Raw genomic sequence first — 25,657 nt, 5'->3', positions numbered from 1 at the left:
GAACGATGTTAAAATTGTTTAAAACCATAATCAAAACAGGCGAAGCAACGACCAAATATCCGTTTAAACCTCTAGATTTACCTGATGGTTTTAGAGGAAAGCCTGAATATGATGCACAGCAATGTATTGTTTGTGGTGCTTGTACCGCAGCATGTCCTGCTAATGCGTTAACGATGGAAACGAATTTGGAAACAGGCGAGCGTCATTGGCAATTATTCATTGGTCGTTGTATTTATTGCGGTCGTTGTGAAGAAGTTTGTCCAACAAGAGCGATTGTTTTATCCGATATGTTTGAAACGGCAGTAACTAAAAAGTCAGATCTTTATATCAAAGGAACTTTTAAGTTATTGAATTGCCGTGAATGCCATCAACCATTTACGCCTAGAAAATCAGTTGAATATGCAATGGAGCTATTAGTGCAATCAGGCTGGGATGAGCAAACCGTAGAAGCGATGCGCCCACAATTTGAAACTTGCCCTGAATGTAAGCGTAAACATAACTTGTTATCTGATGGTCGTGAAAATATTAGTATGGGCGAAATTGGGAGTGCAATAAAATGAGTCTACCAGAAATTCCCATTAATCATCATGTTAGCCAACCTATCACCCTTGATGATCAGGTTAAAAAGCTAAAACAGACATTGTTGAAAGATATTCAGCGTTCAGCTTATGTTTATCGTGTTGACTGTGGTGGTTGTAATGGTTGTGAAATTGAAATTTTCTCCGCAATTACACCGGTTTTTGATGCTGAACGTTTTGGTATCAAAGTGGTAGCCTCACCTCGTCACGCTGACATTTTATTATTCACTGGCGCAGTAACGCGCCAGATGCGAGTTCCTGCATTACGTGCTTATGAATCTGCGCCTGATCCAAAAATCTGTATCTCTTATGGCGCTTGTGGTTGTGGTGGCGGTATTTTCCACGATCTCTATTGTGTATGGGGTGGTAGTGAATCTATCGTTCCTATTGATGTGTGGATCCCTGGTTGCCCTCCAACACCTGCTGCGACGATTTATGGATTTGCTGTTGCGCTGGGTTTGTTAGACCAAAAATTAAAAGGCGAATCACACATTGAAGTCGAGAATGAAAAAGCATCTCTAATTCTGCCTTCGATTCCATTAGATGCTCGTGTGATGATTGAGCGTGAAGCGCGTCGTTTAGCTGGCTATTATCAAGGAAGACAAATCAGTGATCATTTCCTCACATTATTAGAAGGCGCCACTATTCAAGAAGTCAGTGGTCGTGTTGATGAATGGCTACGACAAGCTAACGATCCTCGTTTATCAGAGATTGTAAAACGTCTAGTTTATTCATTAAGCCAAGGGGGTATCTATGCCTGATGACGCTAAAGTTTACTTTTGGTCATTAAGACAAAAGTTTGTTGATAGCGATGATGATATTCCTGAGCAAGCGCAGCAGGTGATGTACTATTCGCTCGCGATTGGTCACCACGTTGGTATGATTGATTGCTTGAAAACAGAGCTAGTCTGTCCTTTAGAAAAATATAGAGCATGGATTGATTTATTACCTGAAGGTGAAGCCAAACGTAAAATGCAAGGATTGCTGACATTTGGTGAAATCAATATTAACTCTGAGCATACTCACTTATTAGCGTTAGCATTTGATCCTATTATCAAAAATGACGATCCTATTTTTAGTGAGTGGAGTCAAACGCTGATTAAATTACTGGGTGAGATCCACGCAGAACCTGCTATTTATTTGATTGTGAAGAGAAAACCATGAGTAAAGCAATGACAGCACCTAAAGTGGTATTAACGGTCGGTAACAGCATGATGGGCGATGATGGTGCAGGCCCTCTGCTTGCTGAGTTAATGGAAGCAAACCCCATTGATGGATGGATTGTTATCAATGGGGGAAGCGCGCCTGAAAATGTCTCTTATCAAGTAAGAGAGTTACAACCTCAATGTGTTGTCATTGTTGATGCCGCAGATATTGGTTTAAATCCTGGTGAAATTAGGGTGATAGATCCTGACTATATAGCGGAAATGTTTATTATGAGCACTCATAATATGCCGCTTAATTTTCTTATCGATCAATTAAAAGATGATATTCCAGATATTACTTTCTTAGGGATCCAACCCGATCTCGTTGGTTTTTATTATCCAATGACCGAAGCGGTAAAGAATGCCGTTGATGAAGTGTATCAAGGGATCAAGTCTTGGAGAGTTGATTATTTTCCAGAACTTGAAGTCTGCGATGAAGAAGATATTGAAGAATAAAAGTACAACAAGTATCCACAGATTAGTGATATAAATAAAAAAACAAAACATCCGCAATAGCGGATGTTTTGCATTAATGAGTGATATAAGTGACATTAATCATAAAAAATGTCATTATTGTTACTTATATTACGCATTGATGAATTATAAATGCCTGCTAATAACATTTATTCTCCACGCTAACCTTAATTTTCCCTTTAGTTATTTCTTTTAAAAAACAAACTCTCTTAACCCTTTCTTCATAAGAGATAAAAAGAAGTTAATTATACTTATCCTCATTAAATATCACTTTCACCTTTAGTTAGTTAAAAATTAAGTTTTAATTAAGAATGAATTAAGACTAATTTATAATTTTATTACTCTTTTTAATCTTTAAAACTAACTATTTAGGGGGGAGAGCTTCTTTTCTTAGTTAAGAATATAAAAGGTGGGTTATGTTTTCTTCTATGCCTCAACTGAGTATTGTGGTCGCCATTTATAATGGTGAAAATTTTTTATCTCAATTTTTCAATCGATTACAATCTATTAATTTGAATGATTGGGAACTTATTTTAGTTAACGATGGCTCTAGAGATAACTCACTTAAAATATTACAAGAATGGAAAGAAAGATTTCCTCAAGTCACGATTATTGATCAGGAAAATCAAGGTGTTTCTGTTGCTCGTAATGTTGGATTTAATGTTTCGAAAGGGCAATATGTTGTTTTTCCTGATATTGATGATGTAATTCATTCTAATATGTACGGTAGAATGCTTAATTTAGCTAAAGATGATAATTTGGATATTTTAACTTGTAATGGTAATTACGTTTATGCGGATGGACGTCCCTCACGACCTATATTCCCATCTAACCGATTACATTCAACCGATGTTTTAACTGGGCCACAGTGGCTAGAAATGGCATTAAACTCTAAAAAATTCTTACATGTGACTTGGTTAAATATTTATCGACGTGAATTTCTACTTGATCATGGTTATTATTTTGAGCCAGGTTTACATCATCAAGATATTCCGTGGACAACAGAAGCATTATTAACCGCTAAACGTGTTAAATATATTGATGAGCGTTACTATGATTACTTTATTCACTCTGGATCTGTTTCTCATACGACACCTAATGATGCTATTCACGTTAGAACAATTCATAATTACATGAAAATATTAGAAATGCTTGATGCTATTAATCAAAAGCATAAGAAAGTGGCTCAAAATATCAATGCATGTTATTGGCAAATAGCAAAAGAAGGTTTGGGGATTATTCATTCAATTGGTTATATTCAGTCTATTGAAGTTAAAAAACAGATAGTTAAAGAGCTTTTTGATAGAGGAATATGGTCATTAATTTGGCGGAATGCGAAAGATTTTAGATTGCGTTGGCGTTTGGGACGACGCTATTTTAAATTAAAAAGAATATTAAATTCATGATCACAAGAGGGCACAATAATGTGCCTTTTTTATTTTCAGTGTATATTAAATAAAATGAAATAATCTTATTTCGTTAAAAAGTCATTTTATTTCGTTTTGTGCTCACTAATAAATTCAATGATAAATATATAACTTATTTATTAGAAAAATACTGTGCACTTGCTAGAAGTTTGCCATAATGCGTATTACCGCTTAATAAAAGTTTATGTAAAATCAATAAACTGTCGAATATTATTCGAGTAGTTGAATAAAAAAACTTATTATGATGCCACTGGTTTAGCCTTTATCTGCATCAAGTTGCAGAACATCATAATTATCATTGTTATTTATCTTGTTTCAGCCTCTTCATCTTATTTAGATAGAGACTGATAATAAGTCGTATCTAAAAAATCGGAGAATGTTTTATGTCTATTCGGTTTGGTTGGCGTCAATCATTAGTAACGTTAACTTGCTTAGCCGCGTTAAGCGTCCCTTTTGCAGCATCTGCTCAAACGTTGAAATTAGCTATTGGTGAAGAGCCAACAGAAGGTTTCGACCCAATGTTGGGTTGGAGTCATGGCAGTTATTTACTTCTCCATAGTCCATTGTTAAAGCAAAATGCAGATCTCTCTTGGTATAGCAATATGTTAAGTGACTATCAACCAAGTGAAGATGGTAAAACATGGAAATTAACATTAAAGCCAGATTTAAAATTCTCTGATGGCCTACCGCTCACAGCAAAAGATATCGTATTTACTTATAACAACGCGGCTGCAAGTGGCGGTAAAGTTGATATGGGGAACTTCCTTTCTGCAAAAGCAGATGATGACTTACATGTCACTATTACGTTAAAAGCACCACAAAGTACTTTTGTGAACGTACTGGGCTCTTTAGGTATCGTTTCTGCTGATAAGTATGATGAAAAAACTTACGCACAAAAGCCAATTGGTGCAGGTCCTTATCGCATGGTCAGTTTCCAACCGGGTCAGCAATTAATTGTTGAAGCCAACCCTTATTATGCGGGCCAGAAAAACGATTTTGAAAAACTCATTTTTGTTTTCCTTGATGAAGATGCTGCTTTTGCGGCTGCTCAAAGTGGGCAATTAGGTATTGTGCGTATTCCACCCGCAACAGCTGCTATCGCTAAGAATTTACCAAATACCAAATTGTGGGAAAGACCAAGTGTTGAAAACCGCGGTATTGTTTTCCCAATGGTAAAATCAGGTGAGAAAAACGCTCAAGGTTATGATATTGGTAATGATATCACAGCAGATATCGCTATTCGTAAAGCGATTAACTATGCTCTTGACCGCAAATTGTTATCAGAGCAAGTGCTTGATGGTTATGCCATTCCTGCATATACCGGTGTAAAAGGTTTGCCTTGGGATCAAACTGACGCGGCATTTAAAGATGGTGATGTTGTAAAAGCGAAGCAAATTCTTGAAGATGCAGGTTGGAAACTGAATAAAAGCGGTATTCGTGAAAAAGACGGTTTAGAAGCCAAACTTACCTTATGGTATACCAGTGGTGATGCAACTCGTCGCGATTTAGCCGAATCAATTCGTGCGTTAGTGCAACCTCTTGGCATTCAAATGGATCTTAAATCAGGAAGTTGGGATACAGTAGAGCGCTATATGCACTCAAACCCAACTTTATTTGGTTGGGGTAGCCTTGATCCGATGGAGCTATATCATCACTACAGTGCTAATGCCGCAGGTGTTGGTTATTATAATCCGGGTTATTACAAAAATCCTGAAGTCGAAAAGCACCTACAAGCTGCACTTGATGCCCATACATGGCAAGAAGCGGTTCCTCATTGGAAAGCCGTTGAGTGGGATGGTAAAAACGGCGTTGGTGTAAAAGGTGATGCTGCTTGGGCTTGGCTGATGAATGTGCAACACACTTACCTAACTAACCCTTGTGTTGATTTGGGTACAGGAACACCTGAAATTCATGGTTCATGGTCATTATTAAATAGCGTAGATACTTGGAAGTGGACTTGTCAGTAATACGTCAAAGTGCAGGTTTTTTCCTGCGACTACTCTGCCTGCTGCTGGTAACAACAGCAGGTGTTTTTATTTTATTAAGTTTTTCACCGATCGATCCCATTAAGGCCTATATCGGCAGTGATCTACTGAATGTTCCTCCTGAGCAATATCCTTTAATTGCGGCGCGTTGGGGAATTGACCAACCTTTGTGGATGCGATTTTGGCTCTGGTTTAGCCAAATCATCCAAGGGGATTTTGGTTATTCTATGTTGTATAACATGCCCGTTATTGATGTTATTCGTGAACGGGCGGGGCCTTCATTTATCTTGCTCTTTTCAGCGTGGGTATTTTCCGGTGTTATTGGTGTTGTGATGGGATTAGTCGCTGGTCGATATCTTAATCGCTGGCCAGATAGAATTATCTCTACTTTATCTTATTTATTAGCCGCATTACCGACGTTTTGGGTGGGATTACTACTGTTATCTCTATTTTCTGTCACCTTACATTGGGCGCCAATTTGTTGTGCGTGGCCGATGGGAAGTAGTGCCGAAACAGCAACATTAAGCCAGCGTTTCTCTCATCTTATTTTACCTATGATTGCGCTTGGTTTATTGGGAACAGGGAATATTGCACTGCATACTCGTGCGAAAGTTGCTGAAGTGATGGGCAGTGAATTTATTCATTTTGCTAAGGCACAAGGTGATAAAGGTTGGGCTATGATGCTATTTCATGTCCTACGTCATGCCATTACGCCCGCACTTTGCTTACAGTTTGCATCAATTGGTGAATTGCTCGGAGGTTCGCTTTTAGCAGAGAAAGTATTTGCTTATCCTGGCTTAGGGCAAGCAACGGTTGATGCGGGATTACGAGGTGACATCCCTCTGTTAATGGGAATTGTGGTTTTCAGCACTATCTTGATTTTCTTTGGTAATAGCATTTCTAATGGGCTATTAAGACGTATTAATAAAGGAATTTTGCGAGACTTATGATTTACGATCCAAATAAGCCTTTATTGAAACTGCTTTTCGTGAGCCTTGCCTTGATTGGGTTAGTGGCTTACGGTTTTTCTATTTCTCATATTGATATTGCAATGGATTTTTTGGCGAGAAACCAAGCACCTTCAGAGCAATATTGGTTTGGTACAGATAATCTTGGTCGCTCTTTGTGGTTACGCTGCTTTCAAGGTATGTTAAGTAGCTTAAATATTGGTGTAACAAGTGCGATTGTAAGTGGTACGATTGCGTTGATTTTTGCGGGAATTTCTTCCATTAATCGCTATTGCGATTTTTTCGTAAGAGGCGTTGTTGATGCGCTTTTGGCATTACCTCATTTATTACTGCTTATTCTAATTTGTTTTACATTAGGTGGTGGGCAACAGGGTGTTATTTGGGCGGTGGCATTAACGCATTGGCCTAAATTGGCTCTGATTTTACGAGGTGAAATTCAGCGTATTAAAGAAGCTGATTATGTGATGTTATCGCGTCGTATTGGTAATACGCCTTTTGAGTGCGTAAAAAAACACTATATCCCAATGCTATTACCTCAGTGGATCGTGGGAACCTTGCTAATGTTTCCTCATGCAGTATTGCATAGCGCAGCGTTAAGTTTCCTCGGTTTTGGTCAGGCAGCTCACGAACCTTCACTGGGCTTATTACTGGCAGATGCACTACGTTATTTAAGTACAGGCTCTTGGTGGATGGTGGTGTTTCCAGGATTAATTTTGATGTGCTTAGTCTTGATCTTCGATCAATTTGCTAAAGCAATGCAACAATTATGGCTAAGAGGGGCAGGATGTTAAGTTTTGAACAGCTCTCCATTGATATTGCACAATTTCATTGGTTAGGAAAACGAAATTGGCAGCCGTTGCTAAAATCAATCTCATTGGATATTAAGCCCGGGAAGATGCTGGCATTAGTGGGAGGCAGTGGTGAAGGTAAAAGCCTGTTATTACAAAGCGCTCTAGGACTTTTACCTGCCAATATGCGAGTTCGTGGCGCGATTAAATTGAATGGGCATACACTAAGTGAACGGGAACTTATTGCTTATCGTGGGAATACCTTTTGTTATATTCCTCAAGGTGTCAGCGCTCTTAATCCGTTGATCTGCATCGGTGATCAATTAAGTCGCTCTGCACGTTTAAGTGGGGCAGATGTCACGTCTGATGATATTGTGCAACAACTGGGTCTTTATCATCTTTCAGGTTCATTAGTAAAAACATATCCTGCAAAGTTATCGGGTGGAATGGCAAAACGGGTATTAGCCTGTAATGCAACACTCTCTAAAGCACAATATATTTTGGCTGATGAAATCACCTCGTGGCTTGATGATGAACATGCGTGTTTGTTATTAGGGCATTTAAGAGCGTTATGTAATCAAGGTAAATCAGTGCTTTGGGTTACACATGATTTAGCCTTAGCTGCACGGTTTGCGGATACGATAGCGGTGCTTAATCAGGGTGAAGTTAACGAAATTATTCCTGCTAATGTGCTTAATCGTCATGAAGGTAGTGAGTGGTTGAAGACACTCTGGAATGCATTACCTGAACAACAATTTATAAATACAAAAGAAGCATCACTTAATCCATTATAATATTGTGTTCTTAAGTCTTATTTTTATACATTTCATTTGTTATTTCTGGAGTTATCTTTATGCCACTTTTAGAGTTAAAACAATTATCTGTGGAGCAAGCAGGTAAGGTGTTATGGCAAGATCTCTCCTTTTCGTTAAATGCGGGAGAGCGACTCGGTATTTCAGCACCAAGTGGCACTGGAAAAACGACATTAGGTCGTGTTTTAGCGCAGTGGCAAACCCCTACTCAAGGTTCAATTCTTGTTAATGGCAACCCGTTGTCTAAAAAGGGTTATTGCCCCATTCAATTGGTTCCTCAACATCCAGATAAATGTTTTAATCCATTTCGAACAACTGGTGATAGTGTTCGTGATGCTTGGTCGCCGGATGAAAGTTGGTTCGAAAAACTCAGGATCAAGCAAGAGTGGTTAACGCGTAGACCTAATGAATTATCGGGTGGAGAACTCGCACGTATTGCGTTATTACGAGCGTTAGATCCCCGTACTCAAATATTGATTGCAGATGAAGTGACGGCACAATTGGATGCAAAAATTCAAGCCGATATTTGGCAAGTGTTAATAGATGAAAGTCAAAAACGACCTTTAAGTTTGATTATCTTTAGCCACAATAAAGCATTACTTGAGAAAGTGTCGACTAAGGTGTGGTGGGTTGATCAAGAAAAAAACAGTTCTATTATTTCAACTTTAAATTCTTCAATCGGTTAATAAAAAAAGAGCTTCCTATATTTTCTATAGGAAGCCAAATAATACAGCTAAAGTTAACCCTAAATATAACAATAAGGAATTAGAAACGATAAGTGTAGTTAATACCAAACTGCAGATCGTGATTGCGATATGTGGTCATTTCCCAATTAGCTTTAGTACCAATAGATGAATGTTTATCCACTTGATACGTTAATCCAATATGAGCAAATGGGCGTTGTTTTAATTGCTTTTTATTTTCTGAATAATCAATATTCTGTTGACCTAAATAATCAATATGGCTACGAAAATCCCCTTGATGATGCGATAAATTCCACAGTAAGCCCGCTTTGGTATTGAGTATAAAAGATGAACCTAATAGGTGATCCATACTTAATCCCATTTTGGCTAATAGTGAGTGTGTTTTAAGGGCATCATAGTGTGCTGCGAATTGAGCATTTTGTGTTTCACTATAAGCTGAACGTGAGATTTGATTAAAAGTAAGCCCAGCAAATGGTGTCAGTAATAAATCATCTGCTATTGAATAAGGATAATAACCCTGTAATTCAATATGATAGCCAGTAATTTTCGCATTCCCCTTACCCTGCTCAGTATTGGCTAATGCTTGTCTTTCAATAGAAACTTTACGATTTAAATAAGCCCCTTTTAATGACAGGTGTAATGCATTGTTATTTAATTCAGCATTGAGTGATGGCATTAAATCTAGACTAAAGCCAATTAAAGGTAATGCGTAACCTTGATATTGATAGCCTTTAGGTAATGAAGAATAGACATCGGTATCAATGGCAAGTCCTACAACCAATGGAATACGGTTGATGTCAAACCGATAGGCTCCACTTAACCCAGTTTGTGTCGCATTGGATTTATTTATGTTTTGATAATGTGCAAAACCACTAATACAGGCTTTTTCAGTCCCCACAGAGCAGGTTGCAGAAGCTAAATAGCGCAGTTGCCCTTGTTGCATATCCATAAATCTATAACTATTTTCAGCCATTATTTGCATTGATTTATAGGTGTTTTCTATATCGATAGGCTTACTGATCATAATAGATGGTTTGAGGTCTTCTTTTACAGTCTCTTTTTCTTTTGTTTTACCTTTAGCTTGTTGTTCAAGTACGTCTTCAACAGGCTGTTTAGCGTTATCGGGTATTTGTACCTCAGACTTAGCTTTTTCCACTTCTTTCGATGGCACTGGTTGCGGTTTAGACTTAGGCTTTTCCACTTCTTTTTGTGGTGTTGACTGTGGTTTAGGCTCAGGCTTTTCCACTTCTTTCGGTGGCACTGGTTGCGGTTTAGACTTAGGCTTTTCCACTTCTTTCGGTGGTGTTGACTGTGGTTTAGGCTCAGGCTTTTCCATTTCTTTCGGTGGCACTGGTTGCGGTTTAGACTTAGGCTTTTCCACTTCTTTCGATGGCACTGGTTGCGGTTTAGACTCAGGCTTTTCCACTTCTTTTGGTGGTGTTGACTGTGGTTTAGGCTCAGGCTTTTCCACTTCTTTCGGTGGCATAGGCTGTGGCTTAGGTTCAGGTTCTTTAGGCTCTTGGGGGGATGCTGGCTGTTTAATTTTTTGCAATGCAATTAAGGCAGATTGAGCTTGATTATACTGCTCCTCAAGAAATGTTACATTTTTACCCTCTTCAGTCCAATTTAAATGAGTAAGTTGTGTTTTTATTGCTGTAATCTGGCTTGTGTAGTTATTAATATCATCTTGATACTTTTCATAGGTATTAATATTATCGTTGAAGAATTCATTATCCTTCATTTGAGGTTCCATTAATTCTTTTTGTTTTATTGTGTTATTTTTTTCATCTGTAAGTGATATGAGTTGTCTTTCTAATGTTTCTTTTATTTCGGTAAATTTTTTATTTGCAATATCAAGTTTTGATTTTAAATTTTGGAATAAATTGAACGTTAATTTCTCATCATTTTTATTTATGTCATGAAAGTGATTAAGTGCAGCGATTTCCCTTTCTTTATCTGGATTTGAATTATTATCAACGTTCCAAAGCACCGATTTCCATTGATTATTTTGATTGTTTTGGGCTATACCATAAACAACGCGACCATCACCTGATATAGATAATGCTTCAGATTCGGAACCATTTGCTAAGTTAGGTAGAAACTCAAAGGCGGAAGTCTTACCTTGTAGCTGTCGATCATAAATAAATGCATTTCTTAAATAAAAAGACTCTGCGTGATCTTTATGGTGAATTTCACGTATGTCTTTTTCTGACCAACCCACAATAAAACGTCCATCATCACTAATATCTTTAGCTTCTGAGTTTCGTTTAAAGTGAGTATATGAATTAGTTGGTTTGTATGCATTAATCTCTAGTAGAACACGATCATCCGAACTATTAATGGGATCATAAAAAAAAGCTTGGCGAATCAAAAGTCTATTTTTATTTTTTTGTTTATCGCTATAGTCAATAGTGTATAAAGGTTCATTTTCTATATTATCAAAATATTCAAACCAACCCACAAAAACATTGTTATTAGAAACGGCATTTATTTGTGATTCACCTCCGGTTTCTGGTTCGTAAAAAAGGCGGAAAAAAACATCGTTTTTAGTATTATAAATATAAGCAGAGCGTAAAAAATTATACTCAGGATATTTCGTTTCTTTTAATATATCACCATAGATATATTGACCATTAGGTGTCACACTAGTGATATGGAGTTTTGAATCCATCAAATCATGATCTTCAATAAAATTTAATTTAAATGCATCAAATCGTTTTTTTTCTGGATGAGTTTTCAGATCACTGCTTTCTAAATCGTTTAATGAAAATGTTTTGTTTGTTTTGCTATCATATACAGTATAACGAATTTTATTATAAGGAATAAAATCATCATATAATTCAGCTATCTTTGGATAATGTTCTTTATCATAATCATAAAAAAGGCTAAATCGGCCATCTTGTGTGGTAAAAAAGAGATCGCTCTTTTCAAAAAAAATATCGTTGTACTGGGTTATAGGCTCGGCTTTTTTAGAAAAGGTATCATAAAAATATAATTGTTTAGTTCTTTTCTTCTCAATGTCATCAGCAATGAATATAGCATATCGACCATTATCTGATAATGAGATGAAATTAAGCTTATCAAGCCCATTAATTGTGAGGTCTTCATACCCATTGCCATAATTAATGAGATTTTTTATCGTGCTATTATTAAAGCTAGAAATAATATTTATCGTTGCATATTTTGACGTTAAAAAAGTAGGTGTGTTCTTTCTTTCCTCTTGTTCTAACTTACCATGTATATAAAAAAACTTAGCATTATTAATTAATGAATCTTTATTAACAAGATGAAAGTTAAAGGGTATTTTGTCTGTGTCGCTTATGATTGTAGGTGTGTTTGCTTTGGTATTTAAACTAATTATGGATAAAGTTATTGATAATGCGATAATTGATATTTTTAATTTCGTTCTATCTATAATCATAAATTATTATTCCGTCGATATTGGCAGGTTTTTTGGAAGACTAATTTGATATTCTTTTTCTGTCAATATAAAAGGATTTTATTTTAAAATGCATTGCTAATTATATTTATAATAATTTTAATTTTTTATTTCCAATTGTGAGTTATTTTTATTATGAATATATTTCAGGTGTTTTAATACTGAATATATTTCTTTTGTTTAATTCTTTGCTAAATAAATCAATATGTTGTTTCTGCGCTGAAGGCCATTCGCTTGCTTCACCATATACACCATGCTGATGAAAAGCATTGATTCTAATTAATATGGATTCGCCAAGGGAATTAATAAACTGAGAAAGCAATTCGATATTCTCTAAATAATCAGTTTTTTCCGGAATATATAAAAGGCGTAATTCTGTAAGTAAATTATGATTAGCTAGCCATTTAATTGATTCTTTAATGCGTTGATTACCACGACCGGTTAAATAGAGGTGAGACTCTTCACTCCAACTTTTTAAATCAATCATAGCACCATCCATATACGGGGCGATTTTTTGCCAGCCATTAAGTGAAAGAGTGCCATTACTGTCGATTAAACAAGTAAGATGCTTAAGATCAGGTGCTTCTTTGATTGCTTTAAAATAATCAATTAAAAAAGGGAGTTGCAATGTAGATTCGCCACCACTCACTGTTACACCATTAATAAATGCTGCATATTTACGTGTGATAGCGATTAATTCATCAACAGTATAGGTTAATGTCATTGGGCTTGATTGGCGAGGGCACTGTTGAATACAAGTATCACATTGCTCACAGCTAGTGCTATTCCAACTTATAATACCATTTTGCAATGAAAGTGCTTGCTGAGGACATGTAGGAATGCAGTCACCACAATTGTCACAGATCCCCATGGTGTAGGGATTGTGACAATTTTTACACCGCAAATTACATCCTTGTAGAAAGATGGCCAGACGATTGCCTGGACCATCGACACAAGAGAAGGGCAGTATTTTATTTATCGAAACGCATCTGCTGTTCATGACTGATCACACGTGGTTTTCGTTCAGCAATATGGCAATTTGCAGTGGCTTCATCACCTAACCAAGTAGTGTTTAGGCGAGAGCCTTCTTCTTTATATTTTTTCAAATCAGATAAACGCACCATATAGCCTGTAACACGGACTAAATCATTCCCCCCCACATTGGCGGTAAATTCTCTTAATCCAGAAGAAAATGCCCCTAAACAGAGCTGCATTAATGCATCAGGATTTTGTTTGATGGTTTCATCAACGGTTAAAATATCGCTGATCCCTGAAGTGTAAAACGAGTGATGAGGGGCAACGGTCATTAAATGCGTCACAGGATCAGGCTCCGTACCGTAAGGAATGCGAGTGGCAGGAGTTGTACCAATATCAGAACTAATACCTGATTGTGCATGTAGCATTGCGCGATGTTTCCAGCCATATTTTACTGGGGTATCTGCGACAAATTGTGCGAGTTTTTCGCTGATAATATAGCTCAGTTTATTCGCCGATTCATTATCACCGTAGGTGGCTTGTTTACCTTCTTTCTCCAGTAAAAGGGCAACTGCTTCTGCCATGCCATAAATACCAAACATAGGCGCAAAACGATCAGGAGAGATCAACCCTTCTTCGACTAAGAAACTTTGTTTAAAGAAGTTAGATTTTTCATAGAGGAATTCACAACGGGCATCGATGATCTCAATCTGTTTTTGCATATAAAATGGCAATACATTTTCAAGAAAATCTTGGCTATCTTGGCTGTGTTTAGCCACTTCTTTTAGGTTAATTCGTACTAAAGTGCTACCGCCACCGCTTTGAGGTAGCGAGTTATAACAACTCACAATGCCATATTCATCTTTGCCAAATACGGCATCTTGTAGTGTACCGTTGGCAATATGCGGCTTACTGCTGTGGCAAATGTTGGTGATCGCTTGATGCAATAAATCAGACGGTGTCGAATTCGCATCATAAATAAAGGTGAGGTTAGGGGCGACTTGTTGAAGTTCTACATCCACTTTAAGAATTAAACGTGTGATGATGGAGTCTTCAGGGCCAATATTCGCGTGCATAAACGCATCAGGCAGTGTTCTATCAAGATAGCGCCAGAAGCGTTTTAATTTAGGGTAAAGCTGTTCTTCGGTGAGTTCGCCAACATAAGGTAGTAAAATCTTATCAATACGGCCTAAATAAACCGGCATAGAGGTCACAGAAGGAACATGATGATAAAGGATAGTCAGCATGTTTAAGGCATCGTCAAAATCTTGTGCAGGTTCAAGTTCTAAATAGCGAGAACCCTGTGCTAAAAACTTCGCATAGTCAGGCAAGACATAACGCGGTTTATAAGGGGCGTGACCTTCATACATATCACAGATAATCCGTTCATTAAGCGCTTTAGCCGCATCATTAGGCAATGAAGGATAAGGCAACATATTTTCAGCTTCTAAAGCGAGAAAATGACGTTTTTGTTCAGGAGAAAGGGTTGGGTTTTCTACGATTTGTTGACAACGTTGGATAACAGATTGTTCAGCCATAACCACCTCAGTACTCAAAGAGCCAGAAAAAGATTTAAAACTTATCTTTTTAGGTTAATGACTTGATTAGAATTTACCGTGACTTTAAACAAAACCCCTTTAAAGATTAAGGAAATAGCACAAAAATACGCATAAATTAGATATATCTAAATAAGAAAATGTAAAAAGTGAGCTTAGTTAATGTTTCACTAAACTCACTAATTCGCTTGTTAAAAAATAAGAACTTATGTTTTATCTATTTTATTGTCAGTGTTGTTATTTTCCTCTTTAACACTCTCTTTGGATTCATTTTCTTCATTATTCTCATTTTCTTCAGCATCTTCTTTTTCAGTACGAGGCGGTAAATTGGCAGTTAATAAATAAGGAGACTGTTGCCAATGAACGGGAGTTAACTGAAGAAGGTTATGAGAAAGCAAAAAGCCAATCGCTAGTGCAACTAATAACATGACTCGCAATAAATTTGTCGTGTTATCGACTTGGCTTGATTCAGTAACAAGTTGATGAGTATCCAACGTGAGTCTTAAAAAGCCTTTGGGTTTATCTTTACCCGGCACAGGCACAACAAGTTGGTGATTAAAAGAACCGCCACTCTTTTGCCCTTCTAAAGCTAATCTCTCTTTAACAGTGACATTTTCACCGCTATGCGCTATTTGTGTACCATCTTCTAAATAAAGACTGGCATCAAGTACCCGACTATCATGGGTCAGATGATTTAAATTAGCCATAATGAGAGGATTTACGTTATCTTTGCTACTGTCATCTATATAAGTGGATAAAGAGAACGCAACTTGTTCTGCCAGCGTTTTTGCAAGCTCTTCAAACTGAGTAATACGGGCGTGCTGATTGGCACGACTAAAATAAGACGCGCCTTGCATAAGAAATGCCAATAGTGCGATACAAATCAGTATAATCGCCGTTTTTTGTAGTTTGAATTTTAGTTTGTCTTTAAGCATGTTCATCCTTTTGCGTAAGCAAGTATGTGCATGTTGCCAGATGAGCCAGAGATAGAATAGGCTGAATAACGATTATTTTGTTCAGACAGGGGAAAACAGGAGAATAAGTATGTCAAATAGTCTGACCTATTGCTATTTACCGGATGAAATCCGTAAATGGCCAGGTCTGCCGTTATCACTCAGTGGTGAAGAGGTGATGCCACTAGATTATCGTGCTGGCGATAGTGGATGGTTACTTTATGGACGTGAACTTGATAAGAAAAGAATAAGTGAGTTCCAACATAAATTAGGTGTGGCAATCGTGGTGGTTTCTTCATGGCGTATTGATGATTATCAAGTGGTGCGTATTGCAGGCAGCTTAACTCGTCGAATTCGCCGTTTATCCGATGAATGTGGCTTAGATGTCGTTCCTTTAGGTGAAATTCCTCGCTTACGTTCTCCGGGACTTTTGGTCATGGATATGGACTCAACCGCGATTCAAATTGAATGTATTGATGAAATAGCCAAACTTGCTGGTGTAGGCGATAAAGTTGCGGAGATAACAGAACGAGCCATGCAAGGGGAAATGGATTTTAGTGAAAGTCTAAAATTGCGCGTTGCGGAACTTAAAGGGGCTGACGCTTCTATTTTGCAAAAAGTGATGGATGATTTACCGCTAATGCCCGGATTAACCAGTTTAGTGCGCAAGCTTCAAGCAATGGATTGGCATATTGCGATTGCCTCTGGTGGCTTTACTTATTTTGCAGATAATTTAAAACAAAAATTACGCTTAGTGGCTGCCGTTGCTAATCATCTTGAAATTAAAGATGGCAAATTGACAGGTAAAGTCAAAGGCACCATTGTTGATGCAAAATACAAGGCGCAAGTGTTAGCGCGTTTAGCGAAAGATTTAGAGATCCCAATGGATCAAACCATTGCCATTGGTGATGGTGCAAACGATCTTAAAATGTTGAGAAAAGCAGGGCTTGGAATTGCTTATCATGCAAAGCCTAAAGTGTATGCTCAGGCGAAAGTCGCTATTCGTCACGCCGATCTAATGGGTGTATTGTGCATTTTAAGTGGTGGTTTAAAACACGAAGAACGTTAAGCGCGTTTTTCTGAAATCGTTATTGTTGGGAGAGAAGTGTGGCAAAAGCAGCAAAAAGAGCCTTTGTATGTAATGAATGTGGTGCAGATTATCCTCGTTGGCAAGGGCAATGTTCTGCTTGTCATGCGTGGAATACAATTACAGAAGTGCGCCTTGCCGCAGCCTCTTCTTCCCGCAACGATCGTTTTAGTGGATTTGCGGGTGATGCAAAAGGTGTTAGCCGGGTTCAAAAGTTATCGGAAATTAGCCTTGAAGCATTACCCCGATTCTCAACAGGGTTTAAAGAGTTTGACCGTGTATTAGGTGGCGGTGTTGTACCCGGAAGTGCCATTTTAATCGGGGGAAGTCCCGGAGCAGGTAAAAGTACCTTATTGCTACAAACCATGTGCCGTTTGGCAACAGACATGAAAACGCTATATGTTACGGGTGAAGAGTCGCTACAACAAGTCGCTATGCGTGCTCATCGATTAGGTTTACCGACAGCAGAGCTGAATATGTTGTCAGAAACGAGTATTGAACAGATTTGTTTAATTGCCTCACAAGAACAGCCTAAATTAATGGTGATTGACTCTATTCAAGTGATGCATATGGCAGATATTCAATCTTCACCGGGCAGTGTTGCTCAAGTGCGTGAAACAGCAGCTTATCTAACTCGTTTTGCTAAAACCAATGATGTTGCCATTATCATGGTTGGTCATGTAACAAAAGATGGCACATTGGCAGGGCCTAAAGTTCTGGAACACTGCATTGACTGCTCTGTTATGCTGGATGGTGAAACAGACTCTCGTTTTCGTACCTTACGTAGTCATAAAAACCGTTTTGGTGCCGTTAATGAATTAGGCGTCTTTGCAATGACAGAACAAGGATTACGAGAAGTAAGTAATCCTTCAGCTATCTTTTTAAGTCGAGGAGATGAAATTACATCAGGTAGTTCGGTTATGGTGGTGTGGGAAGGTACAAGACCTTTGCTGGTGGAAATTCAAGCGTTAGTTGACCACTCAATGTTGTCTAATCCTCGCCGTGTTGCGGTGGGATTAGAGCAAAATCGTCTTGCTATTCTACTTGCTGTTTTACATCGCCATGGTGGCTTACAAATGTCTGATCAAGACGTTTTTGTCAATGTGGTGGGCGGAGTAAAAGTCACAGAAACCAGTGCAGATTTAGCCTTGTTATTATCATTAGTCTCCAGTTTTCGTAATCGTCCTTTACCGCGTGATTTAGTGATATTTGGTGAAGTGGGACTTGCGGGAGAAATTAGACCTGTACCTAGTGGACAAGAGCGTATTGCAGAAGCAGCAAAACATGGATTTAAACGAGCAATTGTACCTAGTGCAAATATGCCGAAAAAAAATCCCCCTGATATGAAAGTGTATGGCGTGAAGAAGCTGTCAGATGCGTTATCTGTCCTTGATGATTTGGAAGACTTCTAAAGGAGAAAAGTATGGGCTCTTTTGATTATATCAAACAGGCTATCAGAAAAAATGGATATACTTTACAACAAGTTGCTGATGAAAGTGATATGACGAAAGGCTATCTTAGCCAATTGATTAATAATAAAATCAAGAGTCCCAGCGCTCAAAAAATGTCGGCATTACACCAATTTTTAGGGTTAGAATACCCAGTGAAAAAGAAAACTATCGGTGTGATCTTTGGTAAGTTTTATCCTCTTCATACAGGCCATATTTATTTAATTCAACGTGCTTGTAGTCAAGTAGATGAATTACATGTCATTTTATGTCATGACGAACCTCGTGATAAAAATCTATTTCTCAATAGCGCAATGTCTCAACAACCGACTGTCAGTGACAGATTACGCTGGTTATTACAAACCTTTAAATATCAAAAGAATATCCGTATTCATGAGTTTGACGAGCACGGTATCGAGCCACAGCCTCATGGCTGGGAAATGTGGAGTGAGGGTATAAAAGCCTTTCTGCGTGAAAAGCAGATATCACCTGATTTTATCTACACAAGTGAGCGTGATGATGCTGATCAATACAACGCATTTTTAGGTATTGAAACGGTATTAATTGATCCAGAACGCTCATTTATGAATATCAGTGGCAGCCAAATTCGCCAAGCACCGTTTAAATATTGGGAATATATTCCAACAGAAGTAAAACCCTTCTTTGTGCGTACAGTGGCGATTTTAGGTGGCGAATCCAGCGGTAAATCTACGTTAGTCAATAAGCTTGCCAATATTTTCAATACCACGAGTGCATGGGAGTATGGTCGTGATTATGTCTTTTCTCACCTTGGTGGCGATGAAATGGCGTTACAATACTCCGACTACGATAAAATTGCATTGGGACATGCTCAATATATTGATTTTGCTGTTAAATATGCCAATAAAGTTGCTTTTGTTGATACGGATTTTGTCACAACGCAGGCATTTTGTTTACGTTATGAAGGTAAAGAACATCCCTTTGTTCAAGCGCTAATTGATGAATATCGTTTTGATTTAGTTATCTTGCTAGAAAATAACACGCCATGGGTAGCTGATGGCTTGCGTAGTTTAGGCAGTGATAAAGAGAGACGCCGCTTCCAAACCTTATTGATGGAAATGCTCGATAAAAACAATATTGAATATATTAAAGTTAATTCCCCTGATTATGACGAACGCTTTTTAAGTTGTGTTGAATTGGTCAGAGAATTATTGATGATGCAATCAAAGCATATTGAATAATATAAAGATTAAAAACGCCATTTTTTGGCGTTTTTAATCTTTAAAGGTCATCTTAATGGCTCTTCAAATCCCTCGCCTTCCACCAAAGAGTAAATAAATTCTATTTATTCTTCTTTATTAAAATATCCCATCAGAATTAAATTCCTAACCAAAAGAGAAATGTACATAAAAAAATCTGTCAAATAAGCTATCTACGTAATAATGCTATTTTTTCCAATAAGGTGAAAAAGATTACTGAAAATTAATGTGGGGATCTCTATTATAGATAGCAGGTATAGATTTATCAGTGTGTATTTCTTTTGCCATTAGGTGTGGGGAGTCACACTCTCTATCTTCATTCGCTCAGGTGAAGAAGCAGACTATTTTTCGTAAAAGGACAAGATAATGGCGCAACCTTCTCGTGTTTCACTTCATATCAAGAAAACAGTCATTTCGTTAGCGATTGCTGCTTTAGGTTTTACCGTCTCATCAAATGCATTGGCTTATCAAAAAGTTCATCAACCAGATAATAGCTATCAACAGTATGTCTCTCAGCGCCAAACGGTTGATAGTTTGATCCAAGATGCATTAGATGCCTTTAAGTCACCAGCACGAGTCTCTGATGCTGGCTTTACGGGTAAACTGCCATCAAATATGGAAATTGTGGCGCAAAAACTGCAACAAGCTTATAAATTAGAACCTTATCGCCTCGATTTATTATTTAGTACTGCTAGCGCTTATATCTATAACAATGATGTTCCTCGCGCAATTACGATTTATAAACAGATTTTAGAAGCGGCTCCTGATGATATTGATGCGCTAATTTACGTCACTTCATGGACTCGTTTTGAAGGTAAAGACAAAGAAAGCGAAGCCTATTTCAATAAATTAAAATCATTGAATCCAGCTAAAGCTGAAGAGATTAGCCGTTTCTTTGCTCAAATTGATCGCGTTAGTAAAATGCCGTTAAGCGATAAACTAACCCCTGCTGATTTAGCGAAACTGAAGAAAACCAAAGATAATAACGCGATTGTGACATTGGGTTATGCGTTAAATCCAGATGGCACAATGAACAAAATCTTAATTGAACGTCTAAATAAAACCTTAGAAGTCGCTAAGCAATTGCCTGAAGCAATGATTGTTGTGACAGGGGGCGTACCTAAAGCTCATCAAACGGAAGGTAAGTTAATGGCAGATTGGCTGGTGAAAAATGGGATTGCACCAGAACGTATTTTCCAAGAGAACTATGCGCGGACAACCGTCGAAAATGCGTTATTTAGCCGTTATGCTTTAACCAAACATCGTATTAAAACAGCGGTTATTATTAGCTCTGGTAGCCATGTTCGTCGTGCCGACGCAATTTTTACTCTTGCTAGTTGGCAAAGTGGTCCAAGTGATATTACTTACTTAACGGTTGTTGCCCCTGATAAGCCATTGGCAGAATTACAAAAAGCCAGTAAATCAGATATACAAGGTATTTATCGTGACGGTTTAAAAGCGTTGGGATTATGGAGTTTCCGCAGCTATCCATTAGAAGAGCGTTGATTTAGATAAGTATTTAATAATGGAAGAGCCCAAATATGAAGTGATGCTATAAAATTGGGCTCTTTTTAAATGATAAAAGTAATTTTGATAACACTCACTAGTGATTGAATAAATCTTGAATTGAAAACATTTCTGCTCCTGTTGTGGCAGACGCTTCTTTTAGCAATGTTTGCCAATCATTTGGTGGTTTTCCTGCTTTTAATTTTGATGAAAATACTTTATACGCATCACTTTTCGAATCATAAACCCGCAATGTATTGAAATCATTAACCCAACCAATAACAATGACCTTATGCTCCTCACTACATCGAAAAAATAAACGAAACTGTTGTAAGAACTTAGCTCTAAACCAATGTTTATTATTAGACCCTAATGTATTTCCTTGGTGAAATATAGGATCGAGAGGGTTTCTGGCTATACGCTCTTCTATTATTTTTCGGATTGCTGTAAGTAGTTTAGTTGCGCTTTTCTTTTTATATCCACTTGGATCTGATGCTTTTAATTTTTTGACGTTTTCAACCAATTCAATAATCTGGTCTAAAAAGCATTGGTGAAAAAAGATTTTCCAGCCGTTAATTTCTAAAGTATTCATTCCACCTCTGTTAGTCAGTAAGTGGTGCGTCTAAGTCAACTTCAACACCATTAGTAAGCTCTTCCACCTCAGTCCATAACGTTGCTGGCACTGATCTGATATGCTGTGGGTTTATCTTCATATCTTTTTCAAGGAAAGAGAGAAATTCAGATATAACGGGATCATCTTGTTCCTTTTCTTGTCGAGATATAATGACTTTACCCCCAGGTAATAGAGAATATTCGATTAATTCACCAGGCTTTAGGTGCAAGGCATCTCGAATGGCTGCAGGAATTGTTGTTTGACTACGTTCAGTGAGTCGAGACTCAGCGCGTAGAGACACATCCTCAATATTTAGGTTCATATTGTTTCTCCTTAACTTTATCCCATGATCGGGTTAGGTTTTTTAAACCATCAGGGATTTGCAAGTCAGAGTATTGTAATGCACTTGCATTGTGTAATGCAAATGCATTGTTCACATTGTTTAATTAAACTATTTTTTATAAACAAATTAGTATATTTATTGAATTGATAACAATTATCATTACTATTGTCTCCTACAATAGTTTATAACGAGAATAATAAAGTGAGAATTCCTCTGATGATATGTGCGTTAATGGCTTCTTTTCCTAGTTTTGCCAATTGCTTAACCATAGTAGAAGGCAAAGAAATAACAGGTCAGTTTGATAACAGCAACACCTTGTGTTTTACCTCGAATTTAGAGAGCGAGCGTTATGCTGAACTGAATGTGAAAGGAATACAAAACCTGCGATTAGAAACCCAAAATGGCACACATATTCGTAGCTTATTAAAAGATGTTCCTGCTGATGGGCAACAAAAAGTGCGCTTTTTATTACCTGAAACAGCGAGTTATCAATTAATTGCACAAGGCGAGGCGGAAAAACCGTGGCAACTCACACTGACAACACAGCCTTATCAGCCTCTAGATAAAGATGCGGGAATAGCACCTATTAGCCCTCGTTTACAAACACTTACTCAACAATTAAACCAACAAAGTATTCAGGCGTTTTGGCAAAAAATACGCCATGAAGGTGCACCCCTTATTGAGCCTTATGATAAGGATAAAAAGTTAGTGACTTTCTTATGGCAAGGTGCAAAAAAGAATGTCTATTTATTGGGATCACCTGATGGTAATCATGATCCGTTAACACATTTAGCCAATAGTGATATTTGGTACCGTAGTTATATCGTACCTAACAATACACTGATGCAATATAAATTAGCGCCTGATGTACCTGTTATTGAAAATTCAGAGCCATTTGAGCAACGCCGTGCGATTTTAACCACAGCACAAGCCGATCCGTTTAATTCCCAAAATTCTCCAAGTCAATCTGAGGATATTTATAATCACTTCTCTTTATTGTCGTTAGACAGTAAACGTGAATGCCAATTACCCGATATTCTTGATAGAACAATGAAAGGCAAGACAGAGATTGTTCGTTTTCACAGTAAGATCTTAAATAATGATCGTGAAATTGCACTTTATCAGCCAGCAAGAAAAATGACTGTACCTCGAATTTTAGTGTTATTCGATGGACAAACATATCGTCGCCAATATGGGATTGATCTGTTTTTTGATAAACAGATCGAAGAAGGGAAATTAGCGCCGATGATGATCCTTTTTGTTGATAGTATCGATAGTGATCGCCGTAGTGTTGAATTACCACCAAATCCTGATTTTTATCGCTTTTTAGCAGATGAACTCTTTGTTTGGTTAGAAAAAGAGAAAGGTATTCACGTATCAGGAGAAGAAACGATTGTATCTGGCTCTAGTTATGGCGGGTTAGCGTCTTCATGGGTCGCGTTTAATCGCCCTGATCGCTTTGGTAAAGTACTAAGTATGTCTGGCTCTTATTGGTGGGCGCCTGAAAATGAAGAGCCTGAATGGCTTATTCGACAATTTGAGCAAGCTGATAAAAAGTCATTACAGTTTTTCTTAGAGGCTGGGTTATTTGAAAGCCGTGGTGATAAAGGGGGGATTTTAAATAATAATCGTCACCTTAAACAGGTTTTAGAGCAAAAAGGTTATTCTGTTAAATCACTCGAAATGGCCAGTGGGCATGATTATATTTCTTGGTGTGAAACGCTATATCTTGGTGCGAAAGCATTAACTCAAGAGCATTAATATCGATAATGACAGAAGCTTATGAGTGATGATAAACGGCATAAGCTTCTGACTTGTCACCAACCTGTCATAAAGTTGTCATCGAAATCACTTTTACTCTTCATTTCTCTGTCATTTAACTGCCGTAAGCTTTTCCTGACTTAAAACATTAACCCTGTTTTTTACTTTAGAGTGCAAGGAAAAAGCTATGTCTCATCGTTACCAACGTTCTATTTTATCCGTTATTGTAACAACGCTATTGGCTGGCGCGAGTTTCTCTTCTTTTGCAGCTCCCGTTGCTGCTGATGCAATTTTGGCTCAAGATCGCGCAGCAAAAGGTAATATCACGGAATTTGGCGGTGCTCGCCGTATGACTCAGGATCAAACTGAGGCATTAAAAGCAGCTTTACATAATAACCAAGCAAAAAATGTGATCCTCTTTATTGGTGATGGTATGGGGGATTCTGAAATCACTGTTGCGCGTAATTATGCTGAAGGTGCAGGTGGTTTCTTTAAAGGTATCGATGCCTTACCTATTACAGGTCAATACACACACTATGCTTTAGATAGAAAAACACAAAAACCTAACTATGTAACAGACTCTGCCGCCTCTGCGACAGCGTGGGCTTCTGGTGTGAAAACCTATAATGGTGCATTAGGGATTGATGTGTTTGGTAAGGATCACCAAACTATTTTGGAATTAGCAAAAGCCAATGGAAAGGCAACAGGGAACGTGACAACATCAGAAATTCAAGATGCGACACCAGCGGCACTGTTCTCGCATGTAACAGGACGCAAATGCTATGGTCCTGTTGAAACTTTAGAAAAATGCTCAACCAATGCATTAGAAAATGGTGGTAGAGGTTCTATCTCTGAGCAACTTTTAGAGACTCGAGCAGATGTTACATTGGGGGGCGGTGCGAAAAGTTTTGCCCAAACTGCGGCAGCGGGTGAATACAAAGGTAAAACGTTAGAACAACAAGCGATTGAGCGTGGTTATCAAATCGTGAAGGATGCAAAATCGTTAGATGCGATTACGCTTGCGAACCAAGATAAACCAGTACTGGGTTTATTCCACGAGGGTAATATGGCGGTGGCTTGGGAAGGCCCTAAAGCCACGTATCATGGCAATTTGAATAACCCACCTTTAGAGTGCAAACCTAATTCTAAGCTCGACCCAAATGCGCCAACACTGGCACAAATGACCAAAAAAGCGATCGATTTACTGAAGACCAATGAAAATGGCTTCTTTTTACAAGTCGAAAGTGCCTCTATTGATAAGCAAGATCATAATGCTAATCCTTGCGGACAAATCGGTGAAACTGTTGCACTAGATGAAGCCGTACAAATCGGTTTAGATTTTGCTAAACAAAATGGCGACACTCTGATTATCGTGACGGCTGACCATGCTCATTCAAGCCAAATTATTGAGGCGGATGTGAAATCGAGTGGGTTAACACAAGCACTTATCACCAAAGATGGTGCGGTTATGGTAGTGAATTACGGTAACTCAGAAGAAGAGTCCCAAGAGCATACTGGGGCGCAATTACGTGTTGCCGCTTATGGCCCACACGCCGCGAATGTGGTTGGATTAACTGACCAAACAGACTTGTTTTTCACAATGCGTGATGCGATGGGTCTGAAGTAAATTCAAGTTGAATTTATAGTCTGTTTGAACTTGTAGTCGAATTGCCTTACTAAATTGTTGTATTTTTGCGCGACTTAGAGAGATACCCTCTGGTCGCGTTTTTTTATTAAGAATTGAGTTTGTTTAAATTAAAATGATAATAAATCAATAGGTTATTTATAGGCTACTTT

Annotated in this window: 22 protein-coding genes; 16 read left to right on the top strand and 6 right to left on the bottom strand. The window is 37.9% G+C overall.

The window, feature by feature from the left end:
- Positions 1 to 5 precede the first annotated feature (5 nt).
- The 10 genes from hyfH (at position 6) to CBE70_RS07705 (ending at position 8,923) form a co-directional block, all read left to right on the top strand.
- On the top strand, positions 6 to 560 hold the full coding sequence (gene hyfH / locus CBE70_RS07750) for a hydrogenase 4 subunit H (protein ID WP_100158886.1): 555 nt from the start codon (positions 6 to 8) through the stop codon (positions 558 to 560).
- Positions 557 to 1,339, top strand: a complete 783-nt coding sequence (locus CBE70_RS07745) for an NADH-quinone oxidoreductase subunit B family protein (RefSeq protein WP_072064386.1) — start codon at positions 557 to 559, stop codon at positions 1,337 to 1,339. Before hyfH ends, CBE70_RS07745 begins: the two co-directional genes overlap by 4 nt.
- Entirely contained in the window at positions 1,332 to 1,742 is a 411-nt protein-coding gene (locus CBE70_RS07740) for a formate hydrogenlyase maturation HycH family protein (RefSeq protein WP_100158885.1), read from the top strand. The genes CBE70_RS07745 and CBE70_RS07740 overlap by 8 nt, the downstream gene beginning before the upstream one ends.
- Positions 1,739 to 2,239 carry a hydrogenase maturation peptidase HycI gene (gene hycI, locus CBE70_RS07735; protein ID WP_088494546.1) on the top strand — a complete coding sequence of 167 codons (501 nt, stop codon included), beginning with the start codon at positions 1,739 to 1,741 and terminating at the stop codon, positions 2,237 to 2,239. Before CBE70_RS07740 ends, hycI begins: the two co-directional genes overlap by 4 nt.
- 434 nt (positions 2,240 to 2,673) lie before the next feature.
- On the top strand, positions 2,674 to 3,663 hold the full coding sequence (locus CBE70_RS07730) for a glycosyltransferase (RefSeq protein WP_100158884.1): 990 nt from the start codon (positions 2,674 to 2,676) through the stop codon (positions 3,661 to 3,663).
- A 404-nt stretch (positions 3,664 to 4,067) separates the two neighbouring features.
- On the top strand, positions 4,068 to 5,651 hold the full coding sequence (locus tag CBE70_RS07725; RefSeq protein WP_100158883.1) for an ABC transporter substrate-binding protein: 1,584 nt from the start codon (positions 4,068 to 4,070) through the stop codon (positions 5,649 to 5,651).
- A complete protein-coding gene (locus CBE70_RS07720; protein WP_100158882.1) occupies positions 5,636 to 6,619 on the top strand; it encodes an ABC transporter permease in 984 nt (327 codons plus the stop codon). The genes CBE70_RS07725 and CBE70_RS07720 overlap by 16 nt, the downstream gene beginning before the upstream one ends.
- Positions 6,616 to 7,428 carry an ABC transporter permease gene (locus CBE70_RS07715; protein WP_100158881.1) on the top strand — a complete coding sequence of 271 codons (813 nt, stop codon included), beginning with the start codon at positions 6,616 to 6,618 and terminating at the stop codon, positions 7,426 to 7,428. Before CBE70_RS07720 ends, CBE70_RS07715 begins: the two co-directional genes overlap by 4 nt.
- A complete protein-coding gene (locus tag CBE70_RS07710) occupies positions 7,422 to 8,219 on the top strand; it encodes an ATP-binding cassette domain-containing protein (protein WP_100158880.1) in 798 nt (265 codons plus the stop codon). The genes CBE70_RS07715 and CBE70_RS07710 overlap by 7 nt, the downstream gene beginning before the upstream one ends.
- 59 nt (positions 8,220 to 8,278) lie before the next feature.
- Positions 8,279 to 8,923 carry an ATP-binding cassette domain-containing protein gene (locus CBE70_RS07705; RefSeq protein ID WP_100158879.1) on the top strand — a complete coding sequence of 215 codons (645 nt, stop codon included), beginning with the start codon at positions 8,279 to 8,281 and terminating at the stop codon, positions 8,921 to 8,923.
- Between the two features lie 79 nt (positions 8,924 to 9,002).
- On the opposite strand, the gene CBE70_RS18610 is transcribed toward CBE70_RS07705, so the two are convergent.
- From CBE70_RS18610 to CBE70_RS07685, 4 genes are all read right to left on the bottom strand, one after another.
- Positions 9,003 to 12,362 carry an autotransporter domain-containing protein gene (locus CBE70_RS18610; protein WP_269800195.1) on the bottom strand — a complete coding sequence of 1,120 codons (3,360 nt, stop codon included), beginning with the start codon at positions 12,360 to 12,362 and terminating at the stop codon, positions 9,003 to 9,005.
- Positions 12,363 to 12,513: 151 nt separating this feature from the next.
- Positions 12,514 to 13,380, bottom strand: coding sequence for a YjjW family glycine radical enzyme activase (locus tag CBE70_RS07695; protein ID WP_100158878.1), 867 nt, complete (start codon positions 13,378 to 13,380; stop codon positions 12,514 to 12,516).
- Complete coding sequence (locus tag CBE70_RS07690) at positions 13,352 to 14,893, bottom strand: YjjI family glycine radical enzyme (RefSeq protein WP_100158877.1); 1,542 nt, start codon at positions 14,891 to 14,893, stop codon at positions 13,352 to 13,354. The genes CBE70_RS07695 and CBE70_RS07690 overlap by 29 nt, the downstream gene beginning before the upstream one ends.
- A 224-nt stretch (positions 14,894 to 15,117) precedes the next feature.
- The gene (locus CBE70_RS07685) at positions 15,118 to 15,846 is read right to left on the bottom strand and encodes a YtjB family periplasmic protein (protein ID WP_100158876.1); all 729 of its coding nucleotides are present in this window, start codon (positions 15,844 to 15,846) and stop codon (positions 15,118 to 15,120) included.
- A 109-nt stretch (positions 15,847 to 15,955) separates the two neighbouring features.
- Here CBE70_RS07685 and serB point away from each other — a divergent pair, with 109 nt between their 5' ends.
- From serB to CBE70_RS07665, 4 genes are all read left to right on the top strand, one after another.
- Complete coding sequence (serB, locus tag CBE70_RS07680; RefSeq protein WP_100158875.1) at positions 15,956 to 16,933, top strand: phosphoserine phosphatase; 978 nt, start codon at positions 15,956 to 15,958, stop codon at positions 16,931 to 16,933.
- Positions 16,934 to 16,971: 38 nt separating this feature from the next.
- Positions 16,972 to 18,363 carry a DNA repair protein RadA gene (gene radA / locus CBE70_RS07675; RefSeq protein ID WP_100158874.1) on the top strand — a complete coding sequence of 464 codons (1,392 nt, stop codon included), beginning with the start codon at positions 16,972 to 16,974 and terminating at the stop codon, positions 18,361 to 18,363.
- Positions 18,364 to 18,374: 11 nt separating this feature from the next.
- Entirely contained in the window at positions 18,375 to 19,619 is a 1,245-nt protein-coding gene (gene nadR / locus CBE70_RS07670; RefSeq protein ID WP_100158873.1) for a multifunctional transcriptional regulator/nicotinamide-nucleotide adenylyltransferase/ribosylnicotinamide kinase NadR, read from the top strand.
- Positions 19,620 to 20,003: 384 nt separating this feature from the next.
- On the top strand, positions 20,004 to 21,143 hold the full coding sequence (locus CBE70_RS07665; protein WP_100158872.1) for an ElyC/SanA/YdcF family protein: 1,140 nt from the start codon (positions 20,004 to 20,006) through the stop codon (positions 21,141 to 21,143).
- 97 nt (positions 21,144 to 21,240) lie between these two features.
- Here the strand turns inward: CBE70_RS07665 and CBE70_RS07660 are convergent, their stop codons facing one another.
- Entirely contained in the window at positions 21,241 to 21,735 is a 495-nt protein-coding gene (locus CBE70_RS07660; protein WP_100158871.1) for a type II toxin-antitoxin system YhaV family toxin, read from the bottom strand.
- A 10-nt stretch (positions 21,736 to 21,745) separates the two neighbouring features.
- Positions 21,746 to 22,078 (bottom strand): type II toxin-antitoxin system PrlF family antitoxin, encoded by a 333-nt coding sequence (locus tag CBE70_RS07655; RefSeq protein ID WP_100158870.1) that lies wholly within the window; start codon positions 22,076 to 22,078, stop codon positions 21,746 to 21,748.
- Positions 22,079 to 22,330: 252 nt separating this feature from the next.
- Between CBE70_RS07655 and CBE70_RS07650 the strand changes: the two genes are divergently transcribed.
- Together CBE70_RS07650 and phoA are read left to right on the top strand one after the other, a co-directional pair.
- Positions 22,331 to 23,860 (top strand): alpha/beta hydrolase-fold protein, encoded by a 1,530-nt coding sequence (locus CBE70_RS07650; RefSeq protein ID WP_232797377.1) that lies wholly within the window; start codon positions 22,331 to 22,333, stop codon positions 23,858 to 23,860.
- 187 nt (positions 23,861 to 24,047) lie between these two features.
- Entirely contained in the window at positions 24,048 to 25,487 is a 1,440-nt protein-coding gene (gene phoA, locus CBE70_RS07645) for an alkaline phosphatase (RefSeq protein WP_100158868.1), read from the top strand.
- Positions 25,488 to 25,657 lie beyond the last annotated feature (170 nt).

Origin of the sequence: Proteus columbae, from assembly GCF_002777965.1 — a bacterium.
Classification (GTDB): Bacteria; Pseudomonadota; Gammaproteobacteria; order Enterobacterales; family Enterobacteriaceae; genus Proteus; species Proteus columbae.
This window is presented reverse-complemented; position numbering and strand designations above follow the sequence as displayed.

Bases quoted from the DNA above. Each gene is read 5' to 3' on its own strand.
- CBE70_RS07695 (WP_100158878.1), bottom strand. From the start codon at position 13,380: ATGAACAGCAGATGCGTTTCGATAAATAAAATACTGCCCTTCTCTTGT.
- CBE70_RS07710 (WP_100158880.1), top strand. From the start codon at position 7,422: ATGTTAAGTTTTGAACAGCTCTCCATTGATATTGCACAATTTCATTGG.
- CBE70_RS07725 (WP_100158883.1), top strand. From the start codon at position 4,068: ATGTCTATTCGGTTTGGTTGGCGTCAATCATTAGTAACGTTAACTTGC.
- CBE70_RS07705 (WP_100158879.1), top strand. From the start codon at position 8,279: ATGCCACTTTTAGAGTTAAAACAATTATCTGTGGAGCAAGCAGGTAAG.
- CBE70_RS07650 (WP_232797377.1), top strand. From the start codon at position 22,331: ATGGCTTCTTTTCCTAGTTTTGCCAATTGCTTAACCATAGTAGAAGGC.
- CBE70_RS07685 (WP_100158876.1), bottom strand. From the start codon at position 15,846: ATGCTTAAAGACAAACTAAAATTCAAACTACAAAAAACGGCGATTATA.
- CBE70_RS07740 (WP_100158885.1), top strand. From the start codon at position 1,332: ATGCCTGATGACGCTAAAGTTTACTTTTGGTCATTAAGACAAAAGTTT.
- CBE70_RS18610 (WP_269800195.1), bottom strand. From the start codon at position 12,362: ATGATTATAGATAGAACGAAATTAAAAATATCAATTATCGCATTATCA.
- CBE70_RS07745 (WP_072064386.1), top strand. From the start codon at position 557: ATGAGTCTACCAGAAATTCCCATTAATCATCATGTTAGCCAACCTATC.
- phoA (WP_100158868.1), top strand. From the start codon at position 24,048: ATGTCTCATCGTTACCAACGTTCTATTTTATCCGTTATTGTAACAACG.
- CBE70_RS07690 (WP_100158877.1), bottom strand. From the start codon at position 14,893: ATGGCTGAACAATCTGTTATCCAACGTTGTCAACAAATCGTAGAAAAC.
- serB (WP_100158875.1), top strand. From the start codon at position 15,956: ATGTCAAATAGTCTGACCTATTGCTATTTACCGGATGAAATCCGTAAA.
- CBE70_RS07660 (WP_100158871.1), bottom strand. From the start codon at position 21,735: ATGAATACTTTAGAAATTAACGGCTGGAAAATCTTTTTTCACCAATGC.
- CBE70_RS07665 (WP_100158872.1), top strand. From the start codon at position 20,004: ATGGCGCAACCTTCTCGTGTTTCACTTCATATCAAGAAAACAGTCATT.
- hycI (WP_088494546.1), top strand. From the start codon at position 1,739: ATGAGTAAAGCAATGACAGCACCTAAAGTGGTATTAACGGTCGGTAAC.
- hyfH (WP_100158886.1), top strand. From the start codon at position 6: ATGTTAAAATTGTTTAAAACCATAATCAAAACAGGCGAAGCAACGACC.
- CBE70_RS07655 (WP_100158870.1), bottom strand. From the start codon at position 22,078: ATGAACCTAAATATTGAGGATGTGTCTCTACGCGCTGAGTCTCGACTC.
- CBE70_RS07730 (WP_100158884.1), top strand. From the start codon at position 2,674: ATGTTTTCTTCTATGCCTCAACTGAGTATTGTGGTCGCCATTTATAAT.
- nadR (WP_100158873.1), top strand. From the start codon at position 18,375: ATGGGCTCTTTTGATTATATCAAACAGGCTATCAGAAAAAATGGATAT.
- CBE70_RS07715 (WP_100158881.1), top strand. From the start codon at position 6,616: ATGATTTACGATCCAAATAAGCCTTTATTGAAACTGCTTTTCGTGAGC.